At 59.5% G+C, this 22,711-nt stretch carries 19 protein-coding genes; 10 read left to right on the forward strand and 9 right to left on the reverse strand.

Going from position 1 to position 22,711, the window contains the following annotated elements; genetic code table 11:
• Positions 1-19 precede the first annotated feature (19 nt).
• On the reverse strand, positions 20-3,493 hold the full coding sequence (gene mfd, locus ACJ8PN_RS05825; RefSeq protein WP_442534703.1) for a transcription-repair coupling factor: 3,474 nt from the start codon (positions 3,491-3,493) through the stop codon (positions 20-22).
• Between the two features lie 309 nt (positions 3,494-3,802).
• Here mfd and lolC point away from each other — a divergent pair, with 309 nt between their 5' ends.
• The 5 genes from lolC to cobB all read left to right on the forward strand — a co-directional run bounded on the left by lolC (position 3,803) and on the right by cobB (position 8,848).
• Positions 3,803-5,005 (forward strand): lipoprotein-releasing ABC transporter permease subunit LolC, encoded by a 1,203-nt coding sequence (lolC, locus tag ACJ8PN_RS05830; protein ID WP_004941116.1) that lies wholly within the window; start codon positions 3,803-3,805, stop codon positions 5,003-5,005.
• Positions 4,998-5,702 (forward strand): lipoprotein-releasing ABC transporter ATP-binding protein LolD, encoded by a 705-nt coding sequence (gene lolD / locus ACJ8PN_RS05835; RefSeq protein WP_004941120.1) that lies wholly within the window; start codon positions 4,998-5,000, stop codon positions 5,700-5,702. Before lolC ends, lolD begins: the two co-directional genes overlap by 8 nt.
• The gene (gene lolE / locus ACJ8PN_RS05840) at positions 5,702-6,949 is read left to right on the forward strand and encodes a lipoprotein-releasing ABC transporter permease subunit LolE (RefSeq protein ID WP_049240231.1); all 1,248 of its coding nucleotides are present in this window, start codon (positions 5,702-5,704) and stop codon (positions 6,947-6,949) included. Before lolD ends, lolE begins: the two co-directional genes overlap by 1 nt.
• 53 nt (positions 6,950-7,002) lie before the next feature.
• Positions 7,003-7,920 carry an N-acetylglucosamine kinase gene (gene nagK / locus ACJ8PN_RS05845; RefSeq protein WP_004941127.1) on the forward strand — a complete coding sequence of 306 codons (918 nt, stop codon included), beginning with the start codon at positions 7,003-7,005 and terminating at the stop codon, positions 7,918-7,920.
• Between the two features lie 91 nt (positions 7,921-8,011).
• Positions 8,012-8,848: a Sir2 family NAD+-dependent deacetylase gene (gene cobB, locus ACJ8PN_RS05850; RefSeq protein WP_261438317.1), complete on the forward strand. Its 837-nt coding sequence runs from the start codon at positions 8,012-8,014 to the stop codon at positions 8,846-8,848.
• Between the two features lie 47 nt (positions 8,849-8,895).
• Here the strand turns inward: cobB and potD are convergent, their stop codons facing one another.
• The gene (gene potD, locus ACJ8PN_RS05855; RefSeq protein ID WP_015377584.1) at positions 8,896-9,939 is read right to left on the reverse strand and encodes a spermidine/putrescine ABC transporter substrate-binding protein PotD; all 1,044 of its coding nucleotides are present in this window, start codon (positions 9,937-9,939) and stop codon (positions 8,896-8,898) included.
• Complete coding sequence (locus ACJ8PN_RS05860) at positions 9,869-10,186, reverse strand: hypothetical protein (protein ID WP_171453822.1); 318 nt, start codon at positions 10,184-10,186, stop codon at positions 9,869-9,871. Before ACJ8PN_RS05860 ends, potD begins: the two co-directional genes overlap by 71 nt.
• Here ACJ8PN_RS05860 and ACJ8PN_RS05865 point away from each other — a divergent pair.
• Positions 10,176-10,886 carry a MurR/RpiR family transcriptional regulator gene (locus ACJ8PN_RS05865; protein ID WP_351107564.1) on the forward strand — a complete coding sequence of 237 codons (711 nt, stop codon included), beginning with the start codon at positions 10,176-10,178 and terminating at the stop codon, positions 10,884-10,886. The genes ACJ8PN_RS05860 and ACJ8PN_RS05865 overlap by 11 nt on opposite strands.
• A gap of 12 nt (positions 10,887-10,898) precedes the next feature.
• On the opposite strand, the gene ACJ8PN_RS05870 is transcribed toward ACJ8PN_RS05865, so the two are convergent.
• The 6 genes from ACJ8PN_RS05870 to ACJ8PN_RS05895 form a co-directional block, all read right to left on the reverse strand.
• Entirely contained in the window at positions 10,899-12,284 is a 1,386-nt protein-coding gene (locus tag ACJ8PN_RS05870) for a family 4 glycosyl hydrolase (RefSeq protein ID WP_442534704.1), read from the reverse strand.
• A gap of 24 nt (positions 12,285-12,308) precedes the next feature.
• The gene (locus ACJ8PN_RS05875; RefSeq protein WP_442534705.1) at positions 12,309-13,868 is read right to left on the reverse strand and encodes a PTS transporter subunit EIIC; all 1,560 of its coding nucleotides are present in this window, start codon (positions 13,866-13,868) and stop codon (positions 12,309-12,311) included.
• A gap of 220 nt (positions 13,869-14,088) precedes the next feature.
• The gene (potC, locus tag ACJ8PN_RS05880) at positions 14,089-14,871 is read right to left on the reverse strand and encodes a spermidine/putrescine ABC transporter permease PotC (RefSeq protein ID WP_442534706.1); all 783 of its coding nucleotides are present in this window, start codon (positions 14,869-14,871) and stop codon (positions 14,089-14,091) included.
• Positions 14,868-15,728: a spermidine/putrescine ABC transporter permease PotB gene (gene potB, locus ACJ8PN_RS05885; protein WP_004941149.1), complete on the reverse strand. Its 861-nt coding sequence runs from the start codon at positions 15,726-15,728 to the stop codon at positions 14,868-14,870. The genes potC and potB overlap by 4 nt, the downstream gene beginning before the upstream one ends.
• On the reverse strand, positions 15,712-16,827 hold the full coding sequence (gene potA / locus ACJ8PN_RS05890; RefSeq protein WP_015377589.1) for a spermidine/putrescine ABC transporter ATP-binding protein PotA: 1,116 nt from the start codon (positions 16,825-16,827) through the stop codon (positions 15,712-15,714). Before potA ends, potB begins: the two co-directional genes overlap by 17 nt.
• Positions 16,828-16,852: 25 nt before the next feature.
• Entirely contained in the window at positions 16,853-17,125 is a 273-nt protein-coding gene (locus ACJ8PN_RS05895) for a hypothetical protein (RefSeq protein WP_126180994.1), read from the reverse strand.
• A 57-nt stretch (positions 17,126-17,182) separates the two neighbouring features.
• Between ACJ8PN_RS05895 and pepT the strand changes: the two genes are divergently transcribed.
• From pepT to ACJ8PN_RS05915, 4 genes are all read left to right on the forward strand, one after another.
• Positions 17,183-18,412, forward strand: coding sequence for a peptidase T (gene pepT / locus ACJ8PN_RS05900; protein ID WP_004941154.1), 1,230 nt, complete (start codon positions 17,183-17,185; stop codon positions 18,410-18,412).
• A gap of 326 nt (positions 18,413-18,738) precedes the next feature.
• Positions 18,739-19,869 carry a tail fiber domain-containing protein gene (locus tag ACJ8PN_RS05905; RefSeq protein ID WP_351107573.1) on the forward strand — a complete coding sequence of 377 codons (1,131 nt, stop codon included), beginning with the start codon at positions 18,739-18,741 and terminating at the stop codon, positions 19,867-19,869.
• 206 nt (positions 19,870-20,075) lie between these two features.
• Entirely contained in the window at positions 20,076-22,106 is a 2,031-nt protein-coding gene (locus ACJ8PN_RS05910) for an S-type pyocin domain-containing protein (RefSeq protein ID WP_442534707.1), read from the forward strand.
• Positions 22,103-22,384, forward strand: a complete 282-nt coding sequence (locus ACJ8PN_RS05915; RefSeq protein ID WP_351107579.1) for a colicin immunity domain-containing protein — start codon at positions 22,103-22,105, stop codon at positions 22,382-22,384. Before ACJ8PN_RS05910 ends, ACJ8PN_RS05915 begins: the two co-directional genes overlap by 4 nt.
• Positions 22,385-22,711 lie beyond the last annotated feature (327 nt).

Here is a 22,711-nt window from a genome sequence, read left to right on the forward strand (position 1 = left end):
CCACGGCGGGGACATTGGCTCAGACCGCCAGCGTGTGTTCGCGGAAGGCGTTCAGCAGCTCTTCGGTGAACGCCAGGCGTTTTTGGCGATCGGTTAGATCGAGCGTGAACTTCAGCTTGCTCGGGCCGTCCAGGCGGTAAACCTGCGGATTGCCCTGCAACAGGCCGATCAGATAACCCGGATCGACGCGGTTGTTGTCGCCGAACTCGATAAAGCCGCCGCGCTCGTTGCTCTCGATGCGTTTGATCCCCAGTTTCTGCGCGTGCAGGCGTAGTGCCGCACACTGCAACAGATTGCGCGCCGCATCCGGCAGTTGACCGAAGCGGTCGATCAGCTCGACCTTCAGCTCGTCAAGCTCACCGTCGTTCTTCGCGCTGGCGATACGCTTATACAGCGACAGGCGGGTATTGACGTCGGGAATGAAATCTTCCGGCAGCAGCGCCGGCATGCGCAGCTCCACCTCGGTCTGGTTGCTGGTGAGATCTTCCAGCGACGGTTCGCGGCCGTTTTTCAACGCGTCGACGGCGCTTTCCAGCAGCTCCATATAGAGCGAGAAGCCGACGGTGGTCATCTGGCCGCTCTGGTCTTCGCCCAGCAGCTCACCGGCGCCGCGGATTTCCAGATCGTGAGTCGCCAGCGCGAAACCGGCGCCGAGATCTTCCAGCGATGCGATGGCCTCGAGCCGTTTATGAGCGTCGGTGCCCATGGCTTTCGGGTTTGGCGTCAACAGATAGGCGTAAGCCTGATGGTGCGAACGCCCGACGCGGCCGCGCAGTTGGTGCAGCTGCGCCAGGCCGAAGCGATCGGCCCGCTCGATGATGATGGTGTTGGCGCTGGGGATATCGATGCCGGTTTCGATGATGGTGGTGCACACCAGCACGTTGAAGCGCTGGTGGTGGAAATCGTTCATCACCCGTTCCAGATCGCGTTCGCGCATCTGACCGTGACCGATGGCGATGCGCGCCTCCGGCACCAGCTCAGCCAGGCGTTGCGCCGCTTTCTCGATGTTTTCCACGTCGTTGTAGAGGTAGTAAACCTGGCCGCCGCGCAGCACTTCGCGCAGGATCGCCTCGCGCACCACCAGACTGTCGTATTCGCGCACGAAGGTCTTCACCGCCAGCCGGCGCGCCGGCGGAGTGGCGATGATCGACAGATCGCGCATGCCGCTCATCGCCATGTTCAGCGTACGCGGGATCGGCGTGGCGGTCAGCGTCAGGATATCGACGTCGGCGCGCATCGCCTTGATGCGCTCCTTGTGGCGCACGCCAAAGCGGTGTTCTTCATCGACGATCAGCAGCCCCAAATCTTTCCAGCGCAGCTCGCTCTGCAGCAGTTTGTGCGTGCCGATGATGATGTCCACTTTGCCTTCGGCCGCGTCGTCCAGCACCTGCTGCTGCTCTTTGGCGCTGCGGAAGCGCGACATCATCTCGATGCGGATCGGCCAGGTGGCGAAGCGATCGCGGAAGTTGTCGAAGTGCTGCTGCGCCAGCAGGGTGGTCGGCACCAGCACCGCCACCTGCTTGCCGTTTTCCACCGCCAGGAAGGCGGCGCGCATCGCCACTTCGGTTTTGCCGAAGCCGACGTCGCCGCACACCAGGCGGTCCATCGCCAGCGGCTGGCACATGTCGCTCAGCACCGCATTGATCGCCTGTTCCTGGTCCGGCGTGGTTTCGAACGGGAAGCTCTGGCAGAACAGCTGGTACTGCTCGCGGTTGTGTTTGAAGGCGAAACCGGCCTTGGCGGCGCGCTGGGCGTAGATATCCAGCAGCTCGGCCGCCACGTCGCGCACCCGCTCGGCGGCTTTCTGCCGCGCGCGCGTCCAGGCGTCGCCGCCCAGTTTGTGCAACGGAGCGTTTTCATCCGCACCGCCGGCGTAGCGGCTGATCAGATGCAGCGAAGACACCGGTACGTACAGCTTGTCCTCACCGGCGTAGGAGAGGATCAGGTATTCAGCCTTGATGCCGCCGGCTTCCAGCGTGGTCAGGCCGACGTAGCGGCCAACGCCGTGCTCCAGGTGCACCACCGGCTGGCCGGGATGCAGCTCCGCCAGGTTGCGGATCAGGGTATCGGTGTTGATGGTACGCCGGTTGTCCTGCCGGCGGCGGCTGACGCGCTCGCCGAGCAGATCGCTTTCGCAGATCAGCGCACGCTGGCGCAGGCCGTCGAGGAAGCCGTGTTCGGCGGCGCCGACCATCATGTAACGGCCTGTCGTCTCCGCCTGATCGAGACGCTGGATCAGCGCCGGAGCCAGCTTGATGCGGCCGAGCAGATCCTGCAGCGTTTCACGCCGCCCCTCGCTCTCGACGGAGAAAATCACGCTGCCGTCGAAGCCTTCGATAAAGCGCCGCAGATTATCCAGCGGGGATTTATGCTGCGCCTGCACCGCCAGATCGGGCAGGGCATGGTAATCCAGATTGGTATTGCCGGCCTTGGCCGGCAGCTCATCGGTTTTCAGCGCGATGCGCGGCCAGGCTTTCAGCTCGCCGAACAGCGCGTCAACGCGCAGCCACAGCGTATCCGGCGCCAGCAGCGGGCGCATCGGATCGACGCGGCGGCTTTCGTAACGCTGGTTGACGTCCTGCCAGAAGCGCTCGGCGGCGCCCTCCAGATCGCCGGTATTGACGATCAGCGTATTGGCCGGCAGGTAGCTGAACAGCGACGGCAGCGGCTGGCTGAAGAACAGCGGCTGCCAGTATTCGATACCGGCGGGCCAGGCGCTTTTGCTGACCTGCTGATAGATGTGCTCGGCGTCGCGACGCACCTCAAACTGCTCGCGCCACTGGCTGCGGAACAGCTCGATGGCGTTCTTGTCGGTGGGGAACTCGTGGGCCGGCAACAGATTGATGGCCTCGACTTCGCTCAGCGTGCGCTGGGTATCGACGTCGAAGATGCGCAGGCTGTCGATTTCGTCATCGAAGAAGTCGATGCGGTAAGGCTCATCGCTGCCCATCGGATAAAGATCGAGCAATGCGCCGCGGGTGGCGAATTCGCCGTGCTCCATCACCTGATCGACGCTGCGGTAACCGGCCTGTTCCAGCTGCGCGCGCAGCTTATCGCGCGACAGGCGCTGGCCTTTCTTCATCACCAGCGCGTGGCCGTGCAGGAATTCGTGCGGGCAGACGCGCTGCATCAGGGTGTTGACCGGCAGAATGATCACGCCGCGCGCCATGGTCGGCAGGTGATACAGGCTCGACAAACGATCCGAGATGATTTCCTGATGCGGCGAGAAGCTGTCGTACGGCAGGGTTTCCCAGTCGGACAGCGTGGTCACCATCTGATCGGTGAACTGCTGGATCTCGTCGCGCAGCCGCAGGGCGTTTTGCATATCCGGCGCGATCAGCATCACCGGGCCAGGGTGGCGCTCGACGATCTCGGCGCACTCCACGGCGCAGGCCGCGCCGGTCAGTTGCCCCAGCTGGCGCAGATCGCCCGCGCGATCGGGCAGAGAATAACGAGGGGATGAAGAACGGTTACGGCTATCGGAAGTGCTCATTCAGGTATCTTTAATCAATGTGTTAGAGGGCGTCCCGGCACGGATAACCCAGCGCTTTTATGCTGTTTATAGTAGCCCAGCGGCCGGCAAACTGACACAGCAAAAAGCGCTGTCCATCGCTTTTTTGCCGGTTATTTAACCGGTTAACGCCGTCGATTTTTTGCAGCGACGGGTAAATCTTGCGCTAATCTGCCGCCACCGCTCTCGTCTGCGCCACGCAATAAAAGGCCGTCGGGTGTTCCCTAAACGAGGGAGAGCCTTTATTATCCATGATCACTTTGCTTAAGCCACGGCTATCAAACGGATTTCATGTATCAACCTGTCGCGTTATTCATTGGCCTGCGCTACATGCGCGGGCGAGCCTCAGACCGCTTCGGGCGGTTTGTTTCCTGGCTTTCCACCATCGGCATTACGCTGGGGGTGATGGCGTTGGTCACCGTGCTGTCGGTGATGAACGGATTCGAAAAGGATCTGGAAAACAACATTCTCGGCCTGATGCCGCAGGCGTTGGTCACCAGTCCGCAAGGATCGGTCAACCCGCAGCAGCTGCCGGCCTCCGAGGTGCAGAAGCTGCAGGGCGTCACGCGCGTCGCGCCGCTGACCACCGGTGACGTGGTGCTGCAAAGCGCCCGCAGCGTGGCGGTCGGGGTGATGCTCGGCGTGAATCCCGACGAGGCCGATCCGCTGACCCCATATCTGGTCAACGTCAAGCAACAGCAGCTGCAGCCGGGCCAGTACAACATCATCATCGGCGAACAGCTGGCGGGGCAACTTGGCGTCAAGCGCGGCGATTCGCTGCGCGTGATGGTGCCGAGCGCCAGCCAGTTCACGCCAATGGGCCGCATTCCCAGCCAGCGCCTGTTCACTCTCATCGGCACCTTCCACGCCAACAGCGAGGTGGACGGCTATCAGCTGCTGGTCAACCAACAGGACGCTTCGCGCCTGATGCGTTACCCGGCCGGCAACATCACCGGCTGGCGCCTGTTCCTGCAACAGCCGCTGACGGTCGATACCCTCAGCCAACAGGCGCTGCCGGCGGGCACCGTCTGGAAAGACTGGCGCGATCGCAAGGGCGAGCTGTTCCAGGCGGTGCGCATGGAGAAGAACATGATGGGGCTGCTGCTCAGTCTGATCGTGGCGGTGGCGGCGTTTAACATCATCACCTCGCTCGGCCTGCTGGTGATGGAGAAGCAGGGCGAGGTCGCCATTCTGCAGACCCAGGGGCTGACCCGCCGCCAGATCATGTCGGTATTTATGGTACAGGGTGCCAGCGCCGGCATTATCGGTTCGCTGCTCGGCACGCTGCTCGGCGTGCTGCTGGCCACCAACCTGAATAACCTGATGCCGATCCTCGGCGCCTTGATCGACGGCGCTTCGCTGCCGGTGGCGGTCGATCCGCTGCAGGTGACGATCATCGCCGTGGTGGCGATGGCGGTTTCCCTGTTGTCCACGCTTTATCCTTCATGGCGCGCTGCCGCCGTACAACCCGCTGAGGCTTTACGTTATGAGTAACCATCTTTTGCTGCAGTGTGACAACCTGTGCAAGACCTACCAGGAAGGCAATCTGCACACCGACGTGCTGCGCAACGTCAGCTTTGCCATGCAGCAAGGCGAGATGATGGCGATCGTCGGCAGCTCGGGTTCCGGCAAGAGCACCCTGTTGCACCTGCTGGGCGGGCTGGACTCGCCGACCTCCGGCGAGGTGATCTTCAAGGGCGAATCGCTGAACGCCATGTCTTCGGCGGCCAAGGCCGAGCTGCGCAACCGCCAACTGGGCTTCATCTATCAGTTCCACCATCTGTTGCCGGACTTCACCGCGCTGGAAAACGCCGCCATGCCGCTCTTGATCGGCGGCGCCAAGCCGGCGCAGGCGCAGGAGAAGGCGCGGGAGATGCTGGCGGCGGTCGGGCTGGAAAAACGCAGCAAGCACCGCCCGTCCGAGCTCTCCGGCGGCGAACGTCAGCGCGTGGCGATCGCGCGCGCGTTGGTCAACAACCCGGCGTTGGTGCTGGCGGACGAACCGACCGGTAACCTGGATAAACGCACCGCGGACAGCATCTTCGATCTGCTGGGCGAGCTGAACGTGCGCCAGGGCACCGCTTTTCTGGTGGTGACGCACGATCTGCAGCTGGCCAAGCGCCTGAGCCGCCAGCTGGAAATGGCCGACGGCCACCTGCAGGCGCAGCTGACCCTGATGGGGGCCGAGTAATGGCGGGAGCCTCACTGTCCTTTCTGACGGCCCTGCGTTTCAGCCGCGGCCGTAAACGCGGCGGCATGGTGTCGCTGATCTCGGTCATCTCCACCATCGGCATCGCGCTGGGGGTGGCGGTACTGATCGTCGGGCTGAGCGCGATGAACGGCTTTGAGCGCGAGCTGAAGAACCGCATTCTGGCGGTGGTGCCGCACGGCGAGCTTGAGCCGGTCAATCAGCCGTTCAGCGGCTGGCCGTCGATTCTGCAGCGGGTGGAAAAGGTGCCGGGTATCTTGGCCGCCGCGCCGTACATTAACTTTACCGGCCTGATGGAAAACGGCGCGCAGCTGCGCGCGGTGGAAGTCAAAGGCGTGGATCCGCAGCAGGAGAGCCGGCTGAGCGCGCTGCCGCAGTATGTGCAGGGCGACGCCTGGGCCAACTTCAAGCCCGGCGAGCAGCAGGTGATCCTCGGCAAGGGCGTGGCCGACGCGCTGGGCGTCAAACAGGGCGCCTATGTGACGGTGATGATCCCTAACAGCGACCCGGAAATGAAGCTGCTGCAGCCGAAGCGCATTCGCCTGCATGTGACCGGCATTTTGCAGCTCAGCGGCCAGCTCGATCACAGCCTGGCGTTGGTGCCGCTGGCCGATGCGCAGCAGTATCTCGACATGGGTGACAGCGTCACGGGTATCGCCATCAAGGTGAACGACGTATTCGCCGCCAACAAACTGGTGCGCGACGCCGGCGAAGTGACCAATTCTTATATCTACATCAAAAGCTGGATCGGCAAGTACGGCTATATGTACCGCGACATCCAGATGATCCGCGCCATCATGTATCTGGCGATGGTGCTGGTGATCGGCGTGGCCTGCTTCAACATCGTCTCCACGCTGGTAATGGCGGTGAAAGACAAAAGCGCCGACATCGCGGTGCTGCGCACCCTGGGCGCTAAAGATGGCTTTATTCGCGCCATCTTCATCTGGTACGGGCTGTTGGCCGGGCTGCTGGGCAGCCTGAGCGGCGTGGTGATCGGGGTGATCGCCTCGCTGCAGTTGACCAACATCATCCGCGGCATCGAGAAGCTGGTCGGTCATTCCTTCCTGTCGGGCGATATCTACTTCATCGACTTCCTGCCTTCCGAGCTGCACTGGCTGGACGTGCTGATCGTACTGGCGACCGCCATCGTGCTGAGCCTGTTGGCCAGTTGGTATCCGGCGAGGCGCGCCAGCCGCATCGATCCGGCGCGGGTGCTGAGCGGACAATAACACCGACGGGGAGGCAGCGATGCCGCCCCGTTTTTTTAGCCTGGGGATGGGTTATGTACTACGGTTTCGATATGGGCGGCACCAAGATTGAGCTGGGGGTGTTCGACGGCAACCTGCAGCGCATTTGGCAAAAGCGGGTGCCGACGCCGCGTGAAGACTACCGGCAACTGCTGGCCACGCTGTGCGATCTGACCCTTGAAGCGGATGCGTTTTGCGGCCGGCGCGGCAGCGTCGGCATCGGCATACCGGGCCTGCCCAACGACGATGACGGCACGTTGTTTACCGCCAACGTGCCGGCGGCGATGGGGCGGCCGCTGCCGCGCGATCTGGCGGCGCTGATCGGGCGCGAGGTGCGCGTCGATAACGACGCCAACTGCTTTGCGCTGTCGGAAGCCTGGGACGACGAGTTCCGCCGCTACCCGACGGTGCTGGGCATCATCCTCGGCACCGGCGTGGGCGGCGGCCTGATCGTCGATGGCAAGACGGTGCCTGGGCGCAACTATATCGCCGGCGAGTTCGGCCATTTGCGCCTGCCGGTGGACGCGCTCGAGGTGCTGGGGCGTGATGTGCCTCGCGTTGCCTGCGGGTGCGGCCATCAGGGTTGCATTGAAAATTACATATCGGGCCGCGGTTTCGAATGGATGTACGCCCATTTCTATGGCCGGCGCTTGCCTGCCACCGAGATCATTGCGCATTATCAGGCGGGTGAGCCGCAGGCGGTGGCTCACGTCGACCGCTTTATGGACGTGCTGGCGATCTGCCTGGGTAACCTGCTGACGGTGCTGGATCCGCACCTGGTGGTGATCGGCGGCGGGCTGTCGAACTTCGACGCCATTTACCAGGCGTTGCCGCAGCGGCTGCCGGCGCACCTGTTGCGGGTGGCCCGGCTGCCACGCATCGAGAAGGCGCGCTATGGCGACGCCGGCGGCGTGCGCGGCGCGGCCTTCCTCAATTTGGCGCGCCCAACGTAATGGGCGTTGAGGCCGGGCGTGAATGTATGCAGCCCACCACGCCTCAACGTCCAGTAAGAAGGGTAAACAGGGAAAAGTAAGGAGAGAGTTAATGCACACTCGCCATCGGCTGTGTCAGTTTCGCAAGAGTAAGCATGTGCTGCATCAGCGCTTTCGTTCACGCATTTTTCACCGTGACACCATGGCGGCGGCCGAGCTGAAAAAGCCGTTTGTGGTGGTGTTGACCGGGGCCGGCATTTCGGCCGAGTCGGGCATTCGCACCTTCCGCGCCGCGGATGGGCTGTGGGAAGAGCACCGGGTGGAGGACGTCGCCACGCCGGAAGGTTTTCAGCGCGATCCGGCGCTGGTGCAGGCGTTTTACAATGAACGCCGCCGCCAGCTGCAGACGGAGGCGATCGCCCCGAACGCCGCACACCGCGCGCTGGCGGATTTGGAAGAGTGGCTGGGAGACAACTTCCTGCTGGTCACGCAAAACATTGATAACCTGCATGAGCGCGCCGGCAGCAAGCGGGTGCTGCACATGCACGGCGAACTGTTGAAGGTGCGTTGCACCCAGTCGGGGCAGGTGTTCGAATGGCCCGGCGATCTCAGCGTTGACGATCGTTGCCATTGCTGCCAGTTCCCGGCGCCGCTGCGGCCGCACGTGGTGTGGTTCGGTGAGATGCCGCTGGGCATGGACGACATCTACCAGGCGCTGAGCAAGGCCGATTTCTTCGTCGCCATCGGCACCTCCGGCCATGTCTACCCGGCGGCCGGCTTCGTGCATGAGGCGCGGCTGGGCGGCGCTTACGCCATGGAGCTGAACCTGGAACCGAGCCAGGTAGAGAGCCAGTTCGACGAGAAACACTACGGTCTGGCCAGCGAAGTGGTGCCGCGTTTTGTGCACAAGTTCCTGGTGGGCAAGGTGGCGCGGGCCGACCGGCCCTGAGAAAGGCATCAGGGCGCAATGCGCGCCCTGATGGGATGGCGGGCGTATTAGCGCCCGGCTTTCAGCTTTTGGAAGTAGCTTTCGTACAGCGTGCTGGCGTCGCCGACGTCGTTTTGCCACTCGCCGTGCTCAATCACCGCCTTATCCGGGTAGAGCGACTTGTCGTTGGCGATCTCCGGCGACAGCAGCTTCTTCGCCGCCAGGTTCGGCGTCGGGTAACCGATGGTCTCCGCCACCTGCACCGCGATTTCCGGCCGCAGCAGGAAGTCGATCAGTTTCAGCGCCCCTTCGACGTTGCGCGCGTTGGCCGGAATGGCCAGGCTGTCCATCCAGAAGATCCCGCCTTCCTTCGGCCAGACGATCTCCAACGGCGTGCCGGCCTGGCGCGCCACAAAGGCCGAGCCGTTCCACACCATGCCGACGTTGACTTCCCCTTCCATAAACGGGTTGCCCGGGTTGTCGGAGTTGAAGGCCAGCACGTTCGGCATCAATTTCTGCAGTTCGTGGTAGGCGGCTTCGATCTCTTTCGGGTCAGTGGTGTTGCCGGAATAGCCCAGCTTGAGCAGCGCCATCTGGAACACTTCGCGCGCGTCGTCGGTCAGCAGCAGGCGGCCTTTGTACTGCGGTTGCCACAGATCTGCCCAGGAGGTGACGGTGGACGGATCCTGCGCGTCGCTGTTGACGCCGATGGCGGTAGCGCCCCAGATGTAAGGAATGGAATAGTCGTTGTTGGGATCGAACGGCTTGTTCAGCAGGGTGGGATCGAGATCCTTGAAGTGGCTGAGCTTGCTCTTGTCGATTTTTTGCAGCATGCCTTCCTTGCTCATCTTGGCGATGAAGTAGGTGGAAGGCACCACCAGATCGTACGCGCCGTCCTTGTAGGTCTTCAGCTTGGCGTACATGCTTTCGTTGGATTCATAGGTGGAATAGATCACCTTGATGCCGGTTTCTTTGGTGAACTGCTCCAGCAGCCCCGGCGGGACGTATTCAGTCCAGTTATAGAAATACAGCGTTTTGCCGTCAGAGGCGTTTGCAGAGCAGAAACTCAGCGCCATCATCCCGGCTGCGAGCAGATGTGACCACTTTTTCATGCAGCGTATCCTTCAGCAGTAGTGAGCCGAACCCGTATGGACTGCCGTTTTCGGCCGCGCCATACCCCAGAAAGGGGCCATTATAGGGGCCGGGGCGAGGTGGGTAAAGGCGGTTATCCCGCTGGCAAATCAAGGGGTTCAGCGCCTTAAAGTGCATCACAATTTGTGTGTCTCGCGCTGGACAGGCGGTGAAGCGCGTGCGAAACAATAATTTTGGCGAATAAACGAGGGCAGCGATGAATTTCAAACAGGTCTTCAGCCAGGCTGAGCTCAGCAAGACGGATCTGACGATTTTGCACTGCATTCTCGACAACCCGGACGCCTGCATCGACGACGGCATCCGTGCGGTGTCCGCACGCTGCTACAGTTCCCCCTCGACGCTGGTGCGGCTGGCTAAAAAGCTGGGCTTTCGCGGCTATCTCGAACTGGTCTATTTCATCAAGTTCAACCTGACGATGGCGCCGGCCTACCAGGCGGAACGCCCTACGGCGGCGGCACCGCCGGCCCAGCAGGCGCAGTTTCTCGATCTGCTCGACAACGGCAAGATCCTGATCCACGGCAGCGGTTTTTCGCAGCTGGTGGCTCAATATATGTACAACAAGTTTATGACGCTGGGTGTAGACAGTTATCTGTCGCTGTGGCCGGATTTCGACATTCTTGACCGTGAGACGCGCTTTCGCTTCGACATGGTGATCGTGATTTCAAAGTCGGGCAACAGCGGCTCGGCGCTGAGCTGGAGCGAGGCGGTGAAGCGTAACCGCATTCTGCTGGCGGCCTTCTGCGGCGACGGCGGCAGCCCGCTGGCGCAGCAGGCCGACATGACCTTTCTGTTTGAGGACCGGCAAAAATACGATCACGATATCTACTATCCCAACCCGTTTTTCGGCCACTGTCTGTTGGGATTCGAGAATGTGATCACCGCCTGGTTTGAACGTCGCGGCCGCTGACGGCCGCACCGTTTAGCGCCAGTGCCCGGCATACGCGCGGTGGGCCTGCAGGTACTCCTCCACCAGCGTTTTCGCCAGCGAGTAGGAGTTGACCAGCGGGTGCACCATCAGCGCCTTGATGGCCAGTTGGCGGTTGCCGGTCAGGATCGCCGCCACCGCCAGCCGTTCGTACTCTTTCACCTGCGAAATCAGGTTTTTCTGGGTGTCGGGAATATCGCGCATTTTGACCGGCTGAATGCCGGCGCTGCTCAATTCGCAGCTGATTTCGATCACGTCATCCGGGTGCAGAAAATCGAGCGTGTCGCGGTTTTGCATCGACACCACCACGCGTTTTTGCCGGCCGCTGTTGACCGCCTCCAGAATGTCGATCGCCACCCCGGCATAGCCGCCGCTGTCCGGCTGTTCGATAAACTGTTGCAGCGTCAGCATCTCGCGCGTTTTCACCTTGCCCTGGTTGGACTCGCGCTGCATGTAGGAGTTTTCGCGCTGCAGATAATGGCTGAAATAGACAGAGAAGGCGTGTTCCAACTGGTGGGGGATGTCCAGCTCGCCTAACTCTGACAGCATTTGGCGGTTGATCGCCGCGATTTGTTCGCCGCGGGTCTCGCCGCCCGCGACGATGGCGGCGATCGCCTGCTCGCGATAGTAGTAATAATAGAGATACTCGTTGAGCATCAAATTGTCCGACAGCGCCACCAGCTCCGGCGAGAAGTATTTCATGCAGGTGTCGCGATACAGGCGCGGATCCGCCAGCAACCGATCCGTGACCGGTTCGCCGTTGACGCGCGCATTGCGGAACCAGGAAAGATGGTTGAGGCCGAAACAGTCGACGCTCAGTTGGTCTTCGCGGCAGTCCAGCAGTTCGGCCAGTTCGCGGATAAACTCGCTGGGGGCGTCGCAGATGCCGTAGACCCGGCGCTGGAAGCCGGATTTGATGATCGCCTCGGTCACCATGCCGGAAGGATTGGTGAAGTTGAACAAGACCGCGTCCGGCGAGGAAACCTGTTCGATCAGGCGGCAATAGTCGAGGATCGCCGGAATCGAACGCATCGCCATGGCGAAGCCGCCGGCACCGGTGGTTTCTTGCCCGAGCAACTGGTGATCGAGCGCGATGCGCTCGTCATGGATGCGGCCTTCCTCGCCGCCGATACGCAGGGTAGTGATGATGTAGTCGGCGCCTTGCAGCGCCTGGCGCGGATCGCTGCTGAGGCTGAAAGCAATGTCGCCGCGAATGCGCTGGAATACGCCCTGCGCGAGGGCGCCATAGATCGCCAGATGGCGCTCATCGGTATCCATAAACACCACTTCGGTAATGCCGATGCGATGGGCGTTATAGGCGATGGATTTGGCGAGGAACGGGGAACGCACGCCGCCGCCGCCGAGAACGGTTAATTTCATTCGATATCTCCCATTAATAAAGCGTTAGAGTGCCGCTAAATATTTTTCTACCTGATTTTTGACCTTGCCGACCGTGACGCCGTAAATCACCTGCACTTCACGGCGATTCTTCACTACGCCTTTGGCGCCGGTGCTTTTTAACGCGGCTTCATCCACCCGCGTCATATCCTTTAATTCCACCCGCAGCCGGGTAAAGCAGTTATCGACGGAAATAATGTTTTCCTTGCCGCCCAGCGCGCGAATAATGATGCCGCTCGGCTCGTCCGGGGTATTTTTTCGGTTCCGGTAATCCTGTTTGGAATAGAGTCTGACGTCCTGATCATCTTCACGGCCCGGCGTCTTCAGATTGAGCTTCAGCACCAGCGTTTTGAACACCAGGTAATACACCGCAAACTGCACCAGGCCGATGAGCACGTACAGCGGCCAGCGGGTGAGGGAAACCGGCAGCGGCAGGTTGTAGGCCAGGAACTCGACCAGCCCGCTGGCGCCCCAGGGGCGCACCTGCAACAGGTTGCAGGCCACCTGCGACAACGCGGTCAACACGGCGTGGATCACCCACAGCAGCGGAGAGATAAACAGGAAGGTGAACTCTATCGGCTCGGTGATGCCGACCAGGATCGAGGTGGTGATGGCGGGGATGAGAATCGCCTTGGCCAGCATTTTCTTTTCCGGCTTGGCGGTGTGATAGAAAGCCAATGCCGCGCCCGACAGGCCGAAGATGGTCACCATCCCTTGCTGCGAGAAGCGCAGCGCCTCGTTCATCAGCGGCGAGATGCTCGGGTCGCGCATATAGGCCAGGAAAATCGCCTGCGAGCCGGAGACGGTCTGGCCGTCCTGCACGATCGAACCGCCGATGCTGGTGAGCTGGAACGGCGACCAGATAAAGTGGTGCAGCCCGGTGGGGATCAGGAATTTCTCAAAGAAGCCGTAGACGAATACCCCGAGCGAGCCGGCGCTTTTCATAAAGCCGGTCAGCGCGATCAGGCCCTGTGAGATCGCCGGCCACAGGTAGCTGAAGGCGACGGCGTACAGCATGATGATCGGCGTCATGGCAATCAGCACCAGCTTGGCGCCGCCGTAGACCGAGAACACGCCGTTGAGTTCGACGTTGCACAGGCGGTTATGCACCCAGGCGATGGTGACGCCGAGGATAAGACCGAGGAAAATGCCCATATCCACCACGGTAAAACCCAGCAACTCCGTCTGCCCGGTGCCGTAATATTCGCCGTTGATCTTGGCCGCGACGTGGCCGCTGAAGTGCAGATAAGAAGAATTGGCGCCGAGGAACATGATAAAGCACATCACGGCGACCAGCGCCGCTTCGCTTTTCTTGTCTTTGGCCAGGCCGTAGGTAATGCCGATGCAGAAAATCAGCCCGAGGTTGCCGAATAATGGCCAGAAGGTATCGCCGATCATTTTACCGATAGAGAAGACGGCGGAATGTTCATTGATTAATGTGGCATTGGTGAGAATAGAACTGAGCGCCAGGATCAGACCGATTACCGGCAGGAAAAATATCGGCCCCATCATGGCTTTGGAGAAAAGCTGCAGCTTGCTTAAGATATTATCGATAATACCTTTCATGGCAGTTCCTTTTTATATTTTAATGGATGACGACGTTGCTGAATAAACTCCCTGGAAGCGAGAAAAAAAATAAGGCACCTTGCCTGAATTCAGTTATAGGGGGAAGTTTTCGCCGCTGCAATCGGCGGGGTGGAAATAGGCACCGATGGTCAGGGGGTGACAACCGGTGCCGGTTGTGAAGGGGATCACAACCGGGCGCCGCAGCGCCCGGCGGGAAGGGTTACTCGGCCTTGGGCGAGCGATCGCGCATCACCCACTGGCTGGCGATCACCAGCACCAGCGACAGCAGCAGCAAAATGGTGGCCAGCGCGTTGACCTCCGGCGAGACGCCGACTTTCACCATCGAGTAGATCTTCAGCGGCAAAATCTCGTAGCTCGGCCCGGTGACGAAGGAGGAGACCACCACGTCGTCCATCGACAGGGTGAAGCTCAGCAGCCAACCGGCCGCCACCGCCGGCATCGCCAGCGGCAGGATGATTTTGCGCAGGATGGTGAACTCGCTTGCGCCGAGATCGCGCGCGGCTTCCAGCATCTTCACGTCGAAGCCTTTCAGGCGCGCATAGACGGTCACCACCACGAACGGCAGGCAGAAGGTGATGTGCGAGAACAGCAGCGACCAGAAGCCGAGCGAAATGCCCAGCAGCATGAACAGCACCAGCAGCGAGATGGCCATCACGATGTCCGGCGACATCATCACCACGAACAGCATGCCGCCGACAAACGGCTTGCCGCGGAAGCGGTAGCGGTACAGCGCCACCGCGGTCAGCGAGCTGATCAGCGTGGCGAAGGTGGCGGAGAGCACCGCCATGGTCAGCGAGTGGCCCGCGGCCTGCAGCAGGCTGTCGTTATTCAGCAGGGTGCTGTACCACTTGGTGGTAAACCCTTGCCAACTGATACCGAAGCGCGAGGCGTTGAAGGAGTTGACGATCAGGATGACGATCGGGATATACAGATAGGCGTATACCAGCGTCATAAAGCCGCCGCGCAGCAGACGTCCGATCATGCCAGATCCTCCTTCTTGTTCAGCAGGCGTGCGGCCCGGTAATAAACCAGCAGCAACAGCCCCATCACCAGCGTCAGGCAGATGCTGGTGGCCGCGCCGAACGGCCAGTCGCGGATATTGAGGAACTGGCTTTTAATCACGTTGCCGATCAGCAGGTTTTTGGCGCCGCCCATCAGATCGGCGACGAAGAACAGCCCCATCGCCGGCAGCACCACCAGCAGGCAGCCGGCGATAATGCCCGGCATGGTCAGCGGCACGATGATGCGGATAAAGGTTTGCAGCTTGCTGGCGCCGAGGTCGCGCGCCGCCTCCAGGCAGGACTTATCGAGCTTTTCGATGCTGGAGTAGAGCGGCATCACCATAAACGGCAACAGGATATACACCAGGCCGAGGACGACCGCTTCCGAGGTGTACATGATGCGCAGCGGCTTGTCGATGACGCCGATCCACAGCAGCGCGTCGTTGAGATAGCCGCGGGTGCTGAGAAACAGCTTCAGGCCGTAGATGCGGATCAGCGAGTTGGTCCAGAAGGGCACGATCAGCAGAAACAGCAGCAGCGGCCGCACTTTCTGCGGCAACCGCGCCAGGATAAAGGCGAACGGATAGCCGATCGCCAGGCAGCACAGGGTGGCGATCAGCGCCATGTTCAGCGAGTGCAGCAGCACCTGGGCGTACAACGGATCGAACAAGCGCCGGTAGTTGTCCAGCGTGAACACCATCTGCACCAGGTTGGCGTCGTCGCGGGTCAGGAAGCTGGCGCCGATGATCATCAGGTTCGGCATGAACACGAACAGCAGCAGCCAGGCGACGACGCCGACGATCACCACATTCTGGAAGACTTTACGCGATTTCTTCATCGGCCAGCACCACCTCCCAGCTTTCAACCCAGGTTACCGCCATCTTCTGATTGAGCGAGTGATCGACGTCCGGATCGTCTTCGTTGAAGAACTCGCTGACCATCACCATTTTGCCGCTCTCCAGCTCGACCACCGATTCCAGCGTCATGCCTTTGTAGTTGCGCTCGCGCACGTAGCCGATCAACCCGTCGTGCTGCGCGCTGTCGTTCACTTCTTCCACCCGCAGATCCTCCGGGCGCAGCAGCACCTTCAGCTTTTGGCCCGGCTCTACCGGCAGATCGGCGTAGATGTCGCACTCGCGGCCTTCCACGTTGGCGCGCACCCGCTGCGGATCGAGGCGTTGCAGGACCACCGCGTCGAAGATGTTGATCTCGCCGATGAAGCTGGCGACGAACAGGTTCTTCGGCTCTTCGTAGATCTCACGCGGCGTGCCGTCCTGCTCAATGCGGCCTTCGCGCATCACCACGATGCGATCCGACATGGTCAACGCTTCTTCCTGATCGTGGGTGACGAACACGAAGGTGATGCCCAGTTTGCGCTGCAGCGCTTTCAGTTCGTTCTGCATCTGCTTGCGCAGCTTGTAGTCCAGCGCCGACAGCGATTCGTCCAGCAGCAGCACCTTCGGCTTGTTGACCACCGCGCGGGCGATGGCCACGCGCTGCTGTTGGCCGCCGGAGAGCTGGCCCGGCCGCCGCTTGGCAAAGTCGTCCAGCTGCACCATGCGCAGCGCCTCTTCGACGCGCGGCGTCAGTTCCGCTGCCGGCACCTTTTGCATGCGCAGGCCGAAGGCGACGTTGTCGAACACCGACATGTGCGGAAACAGAGCGTAGCTTTGAAACACGGTGTTGACGTGGCGATGTTCGGCCGGAATGGCGGTGATGTCCTGGCCGTCGAGCACGATGCGGCCCACATCGGCGTCTTCCAGACCGGCGATCAGGCGCAGCACCGTGGTTTTGCCACAGCCGGAGGGGCCGAGAATGGTGAGGAATTCGCCGTGGTTAATCGTCAGATCCAGATCGGCAATGATGGTTTTGCCATCGAACGCTTTGCTCAGGGCATGCAGTTCAACAAGGGGAGTCGGAGAGGATGTCTCAGTCATTTATCGTATTACTCTATCCCGTGGGCTAATGCAGATAGAACCGCAACTGGAAAAGACTGCCGGAGCTTGCGGGATACCCGCTGATCAAATGAAGCTCAAACCAGTTACGCCAATGGAAATTTTTCGAGCGCGCATGATAGACGCTGAATGCCGGAATTGAAAGCCGATCCGGCCCAGATGCCGCGTTTTTCATCATGATAGCGACAAATGACCCTGTGATGACAGCATTATTCCCCTCAGAAATCATCACAAAGATTAATGATATTGGCGAATTCTGGTTAAAAATGACCTGACGCAATATTTGATCCTGATCGGTTCCGCATAATGAAACGCGATATTCTGAGGGGCCGCTACCATGGACAAATTACTTGACCGCTTTTTCAACTACGTCTCTTTCGACACCCAGTCCAAAGCGAACGTAAAGCATGTGCCGAGCACCGACGGGCAGTTGAAGCTGGCGCGTGCATTGCAGCAGGAAATGATCGCGCTCGGCTTCGAGCGGGTGTCGCTCAGCGAACACGGCTGCGTGATGGGCACCTGGCCGGGTAACGTCGCCTGGCCGGTGCCGGCGGTCGGTTTTATCGCCCATCTGGATACTTCGCCGGATTTCAGCGGTAAACACGTCAATCCGCAGATCGTCGAGAACTATCGCGGCGGCGACATTGCGCTCGGCATCGGTGATGAGGTGCTGTCGCCGGTGATGTTCCCGATCCTGCACCAGATGCTGGGGCAGACGCTGATCACCACCGACGGCAAAACGCTGCTGGGCGCCGACGACAAGGCGGGCATCGCCGAGATCCTCACCGCCATGGTGCGCCTGCGCGCGCGCAAGATCCCGCACGGTGACATCCGCGTGGCCTTCACTCCGGACGAGGAGGTGGGCAAGGGGGCGCAGCTGTTCGACGTGGCGGCCTTCAATGCCGAATGGGCCTACACGGTGGACGGCGGCGGCGTCGGTGAGCTGGAGTGCGAAAACTTCAACGCCGCCTCGGTGACGATCAAAATCCTCGGCAACAGCGTGCACCCCGGCAGCGCCAAGGGGGTGATGGTCAACGCGCTGTCGCTGGCGACCCGCATTCATCAGGCGCTGCCGGCGGACGAAGCGCCGGAGACCACCGAAGGCTACCAGGGCTTTTATCATCTCAGCAGCATCAAGGGCAGCGTGGAGCGCGCCGAAATGCACTACATTCTGCGCGACTTCGAGCGCGAAGGGTTCGAGGCGCGCAAGCGTAAGATGGTGGACATCGCTCGCGAGGTCGGCAAAGGCCTGCCGCGCGATTGCTATATCGAAGTGAGCATCGAAGACAGCTATTACAACATGCGCGAACAGGTGGCGGAGCACCCGCACGTGATCGCGCTGGCGCAGCAGGCGATGCGCGACTGCGACATCGAACCGGTGATGAAGCCGATCCGCGGCGGCACCGACGGCGCGCAGCTGTCGTTCCGCGGCCTGCCATGCCCGAACCTGTTCACCGGCGGCTACAACTACCACGGCAAGCACGAGTTCGTGACGCTGGAAGGCATGGAGCAAGCGGTGGCGGTGATCATGCGCATCGCGGCGCTGGCCGCCGAGCGGGCGCGGTAAACACTTTCGTTCCTCTGCCGGCTAGCGCCGGCCCGACTATCCTTTTCTGATCCGCCCGGCGGGGCTCAGCGCGCCCGCCGTTCTCTTCTTCTTCTTCTTCTTCTGTTCTCTTTATGGTTCCCAGTCTCATGGTTGTTTCGTTCACCACACAACCCGCGGTGAGGGAATCCCATTATCCTTCGAGATAAAGTGCTGTTTATGCATACAGTATGGCTGTGTGCTTAACCGGTTTTACAGCTTCAGTGCGGTGAGCCCAGTCGCCAGGGGATGCTGGGGGAATGAGCGCTGTTAACCGCCATCAAACAGGACGTAAGAGGGTAACAATCATGGCAGAAGAAAAGAAAAATGCTCAGGTGATTAACGGCGTTAACGACGATATTGCCGAACTGAAATCGCTGTCTACGCTGCGCCAGCGCGTGGTCAGCGACGGTGAAATCGTCTCCAAATCGGCCAACGGTTTTCGGCTGGCAAATGGCAATACCGGCGTGATGCTGCGTAACGACGGCGAGGCTTTCTACTTACTGACAACTCAGGCTGGGCAAGCTCAAAACGGACAATGGAACACCTCGCGTCCTTTCGCTTTCAGCCTGGCTTCCGGCAGGGTTGCACTCGGCAACGGCGTTGATATTTCCGGTGGTGCGATGGTATCGCATGACGCGGGTATAGGGGCTGTGACCACTGGGCCCACTCCCCTGATAAATGGGCAGGCATACAACGCGCCCTATATTCATACGCGCTTCGTCACCAGCGGAGTAAGTTCTTCTATGATGATGGGCGCGCGGATTATCCCCGGAAAAGAAGATACGGGATTACTAGCTTATAGCGACCTTGCGGGACGCTGGAATGAAATTCAAGTAAAGGCGAACAGCGAGCTCTCTGCCGGGCAACTGACAAAACGTAACGGCAATGGCTGGATTGTCGCTGCCGGCAATATTGACGTTGCAGGTAAAGCAGAACGTATTACCAATGGGGTGCGTCTTCAGGGAAATGGGGATCTGAGCGCAGATATTTATCACATTGAACACATTAGCCAATACCATGCCATGGCATTCCATGTGGCCAACGGCGGGGCGCAAGGATGGTATGAGTTCCGGAATAACGGTCATGCCTACACCAACGGCGCCTGGCACAGCAGCTCCGACGCTCGCATGAAAACGGACATCACCCAAATTGCCGGCGCATTGGACAAGCTGGCCAATATCGGCGGCTACACCTACCTCAAACAGGGCGTGCCGGAAGCCGGGGTGATCGCTCAGGAAGTGGAGAGCGTATTGCCGCAGTCGGTCACCCAAACCGAATTGAAGCTCAACGACGGCAGCGTGCTGAAGGATGCGCGGGGCATCAATATCAACGGCGTGGTGGCGCTGTTGGTTGAGGCGCTTAAGGAAGAGCGAGCGGCCCGAGAAACGCTGGAATCGCGGTTGGCGGCGTTGGAAAAAGCGATTACGTGCGCCTGAGTAATAACAATTTTTGTGGGTAGCGAAGAGTATTAACCGATAGTGCTGCTGGCGATAAGCACTTAAGAATTTACTCTGCTGCCACATCAACGAAATAAAAGGACTGGCATATGAGTGGCGGAGATGGAAAAGACAGCCGTGGCCCAACTGGCGGTATTAAAGGGGGGGCTTCAGACCAGGGACCTAATGTAGGGCACGGTGGATCTATGGATACACATATTCCCGGCATGGGGGATGTACATATCGATGGAGTACATGGTTTAAATCCCGGTAAAGATAACAGTACCAACTGGGATGATGGTAAAGGGAACGGTAATGGCGGCAGGGATAGCAGCAGTAGTGGAGATTCCCAGGGTGCAGCGATACGGCGGCAGGTTAACGCTATCAAAAATGACCCTAAAATTAATAATATACTGAAAGATTTACAAAAAAAGGTACGTGCGGTTACAACTTATGCAAAGGTAGCTTTGAAAAGTGTTGAGGCTGACGGAAAAATACAGGTGCAGGTTGGTGAAATTCGTACAGCCGATGAAGCCGCCGTCAGCAAGGCTATTTCCTCTGTCCCACAAGTTAAAAATGTACTTGGCGTGGGGTTGCCTGCTCAAGGCGGGATCGTGTTCGCCGGTAATATCGATACCCATCATAGAATCGGTAATTATCAGAACATACCCAACGGCAACAATAACGGCAACAATTCTGCCGCAGAGGATAAGGCGTCATTAGCCACCTATTCCGAGGTGCTTAATGGAACAATCCCACCGGGTTTCTGGCTTGATAATAATAGGGTGATGACAGAAATTACGGAGCAGTATGAGATCAGCGGCGGCGGCAAAGGGAGCGATCGCACAGGGTATCGGCAACGTAATGTCGAAGTGCCTTCTTTGACATCGGCCTATCAACAATTTAAGCAGGTAGAACGAGAAGTGGCCGAAGAGGCCCGTAAAGCTGAGGAGGCCCGCAAGGCGGAAGAGGCTCGCAGAGCTGAAGAAGCTCGTAAAGCTGAGGAGGCTCGCAAAGCCGAGGAGGCCCGAAAGGCGGAAGAGGCTCGCAGAGCCGAAGAAGCCCGTAAGGCTGAAGAAGCCCGCAAGGCGGAAGTCGCCAGAAAAGCGTTGTTCGCCAAAGCGGGGATTCTGGATGCACCGGCCTACTCCCCGGAAAAGCTAAAAGCGGCCAATGCGGCGCTGGCGGCAGCAGGTGCCATGGTGCTCAACCGTGCGCCCGCGATGCTGCAGACGTCGGTAATCGGGCAAGGCGTGATGACGACCACGAGCGAACTGGCCGGCTGGGCAGCGAGCGCGTCGTGGCGGGCAGCCTACGAAATTGGCAGTATACGCGCCGGCACTGTGGTCGCTGCCGGATCGGTGCTGGGGGCTTTTGCCCTTGGTTTCTACCCGACGGAGGTCGGTGCAGGGAGCGACCGGGTACCCGGGCGGGATGTCAATTTGTTTGCCCTCCAGGCGAGCCTGGCGGCAGCGGGCAGGGCGACCATCCAGCCCGGCATGACCTCGGTCGATTTGCCGGTGCGCGGATTTATCACCATTGACGATGATGGGAGACAGAGCGTCAACTTCGTCAGGACGGGCGTGGGCGGCGTATCGCCGAGCGTGCCGGTATTCAGACCCGTTCGCGATGAGCTGACGGGGCTGGACAAAATCACGCTGCCCGCAATGGCGGGGGTACCGGCGAGGACGATACTGATCAACCCGGTGCCGACCGGGCCGGCCGCGCCGGCGCATACCGGCAATGGCTCACCGGGGCCTAAGTCGCCAGTGCATACCGGCACCGGCATCAGGCAGGCGGACAGCATCGTGGTCACCACCTTCCCGGCGGATGTGGTGCAGGATCTGCAAGACTTTATCCTGTGGCAGCCGGATGCGCTGGAAACCGGGGTTGAAGCTGTCTATGTGATGGTCAGTGATCCGCTGGACTCGGGGCGTTTTACGCGTCAGCAACTGGATAAAAAGTACAAGCACGCGAGTGACTTTGGTGTTGCGGACACCAGAAAAAACAGAGAGACTCTGACTCAATATCGCGATGCGCTCGAGGCCCATTTGAATGATAAAGATACGGTAGAGAGAGGGACTTACATAAGAGAAAAAGACTCCAAAGTCTTTTTTAACCTAAGGACCAATAATGTTGTTGTAATTAGACGTGATGGATATTTCTCGACGGGAATGAAATTAAGCCTTGGGACGCCACAGTATAAAAACTATATGGAAAAAGGAGTACTGTTATGAGTATGAAGTTGATTGAAATCGCGCAGGCATTACTCGACTCTAAATTAACCGCTGATGAGTATGAGTCACAGTATCTTAATATGTGGAGAAAAGAACGCGATGACGGGACATTAAGAAATGATAGTAATGATGTTGGGTATTGTGCAGCAGAGCTTTTCAGCTTGGCGGATTGCTATACATCTTCCCCAAATCGGGATGGTAGCGATTTGGATGAGAATGAACTCAAGATAGAGGTAAAAAAAACGCTCGAGAAGTATAATTTTCTCAAAAAAGAGTAAGTTCTATATGTTTTATAAATGAATACGCACACTCTGCCATCACGATGATGAGAAAGAGGGGGTTCTTCGCACCCAGTAAAGAAAGTTTATTGGGTGTTTTTGCCTACTCATGTTTGCCTATGGTGAGCATCAGTATTGTAGTCAGATATTCTAATATTGCTGATTTAGATGTGTCGAGACGTTAGCTTATCTGGAAATCTGCTGCGATAGATGCTGTCAGGCCGGAAAGAATGCCCTTTTAACATAGCGCATTTTTTTGCACTAATACCCCCAGTGCATACTGGGGAGGTAGTGACATCACATATCGATAAGGTACAGCGATGCAGA

The sequence above is a fragment of the Serratia sp. CY76391 genome, assembly GCF_052166695.1.
Taxonomy (GTDB): domain Bacteria; phylum Pseudomonadota; class Gammaproteobacteria; order Enterobacterales; family Enterobacteriaceae; genus Serratia; species Serratia nematodiphila.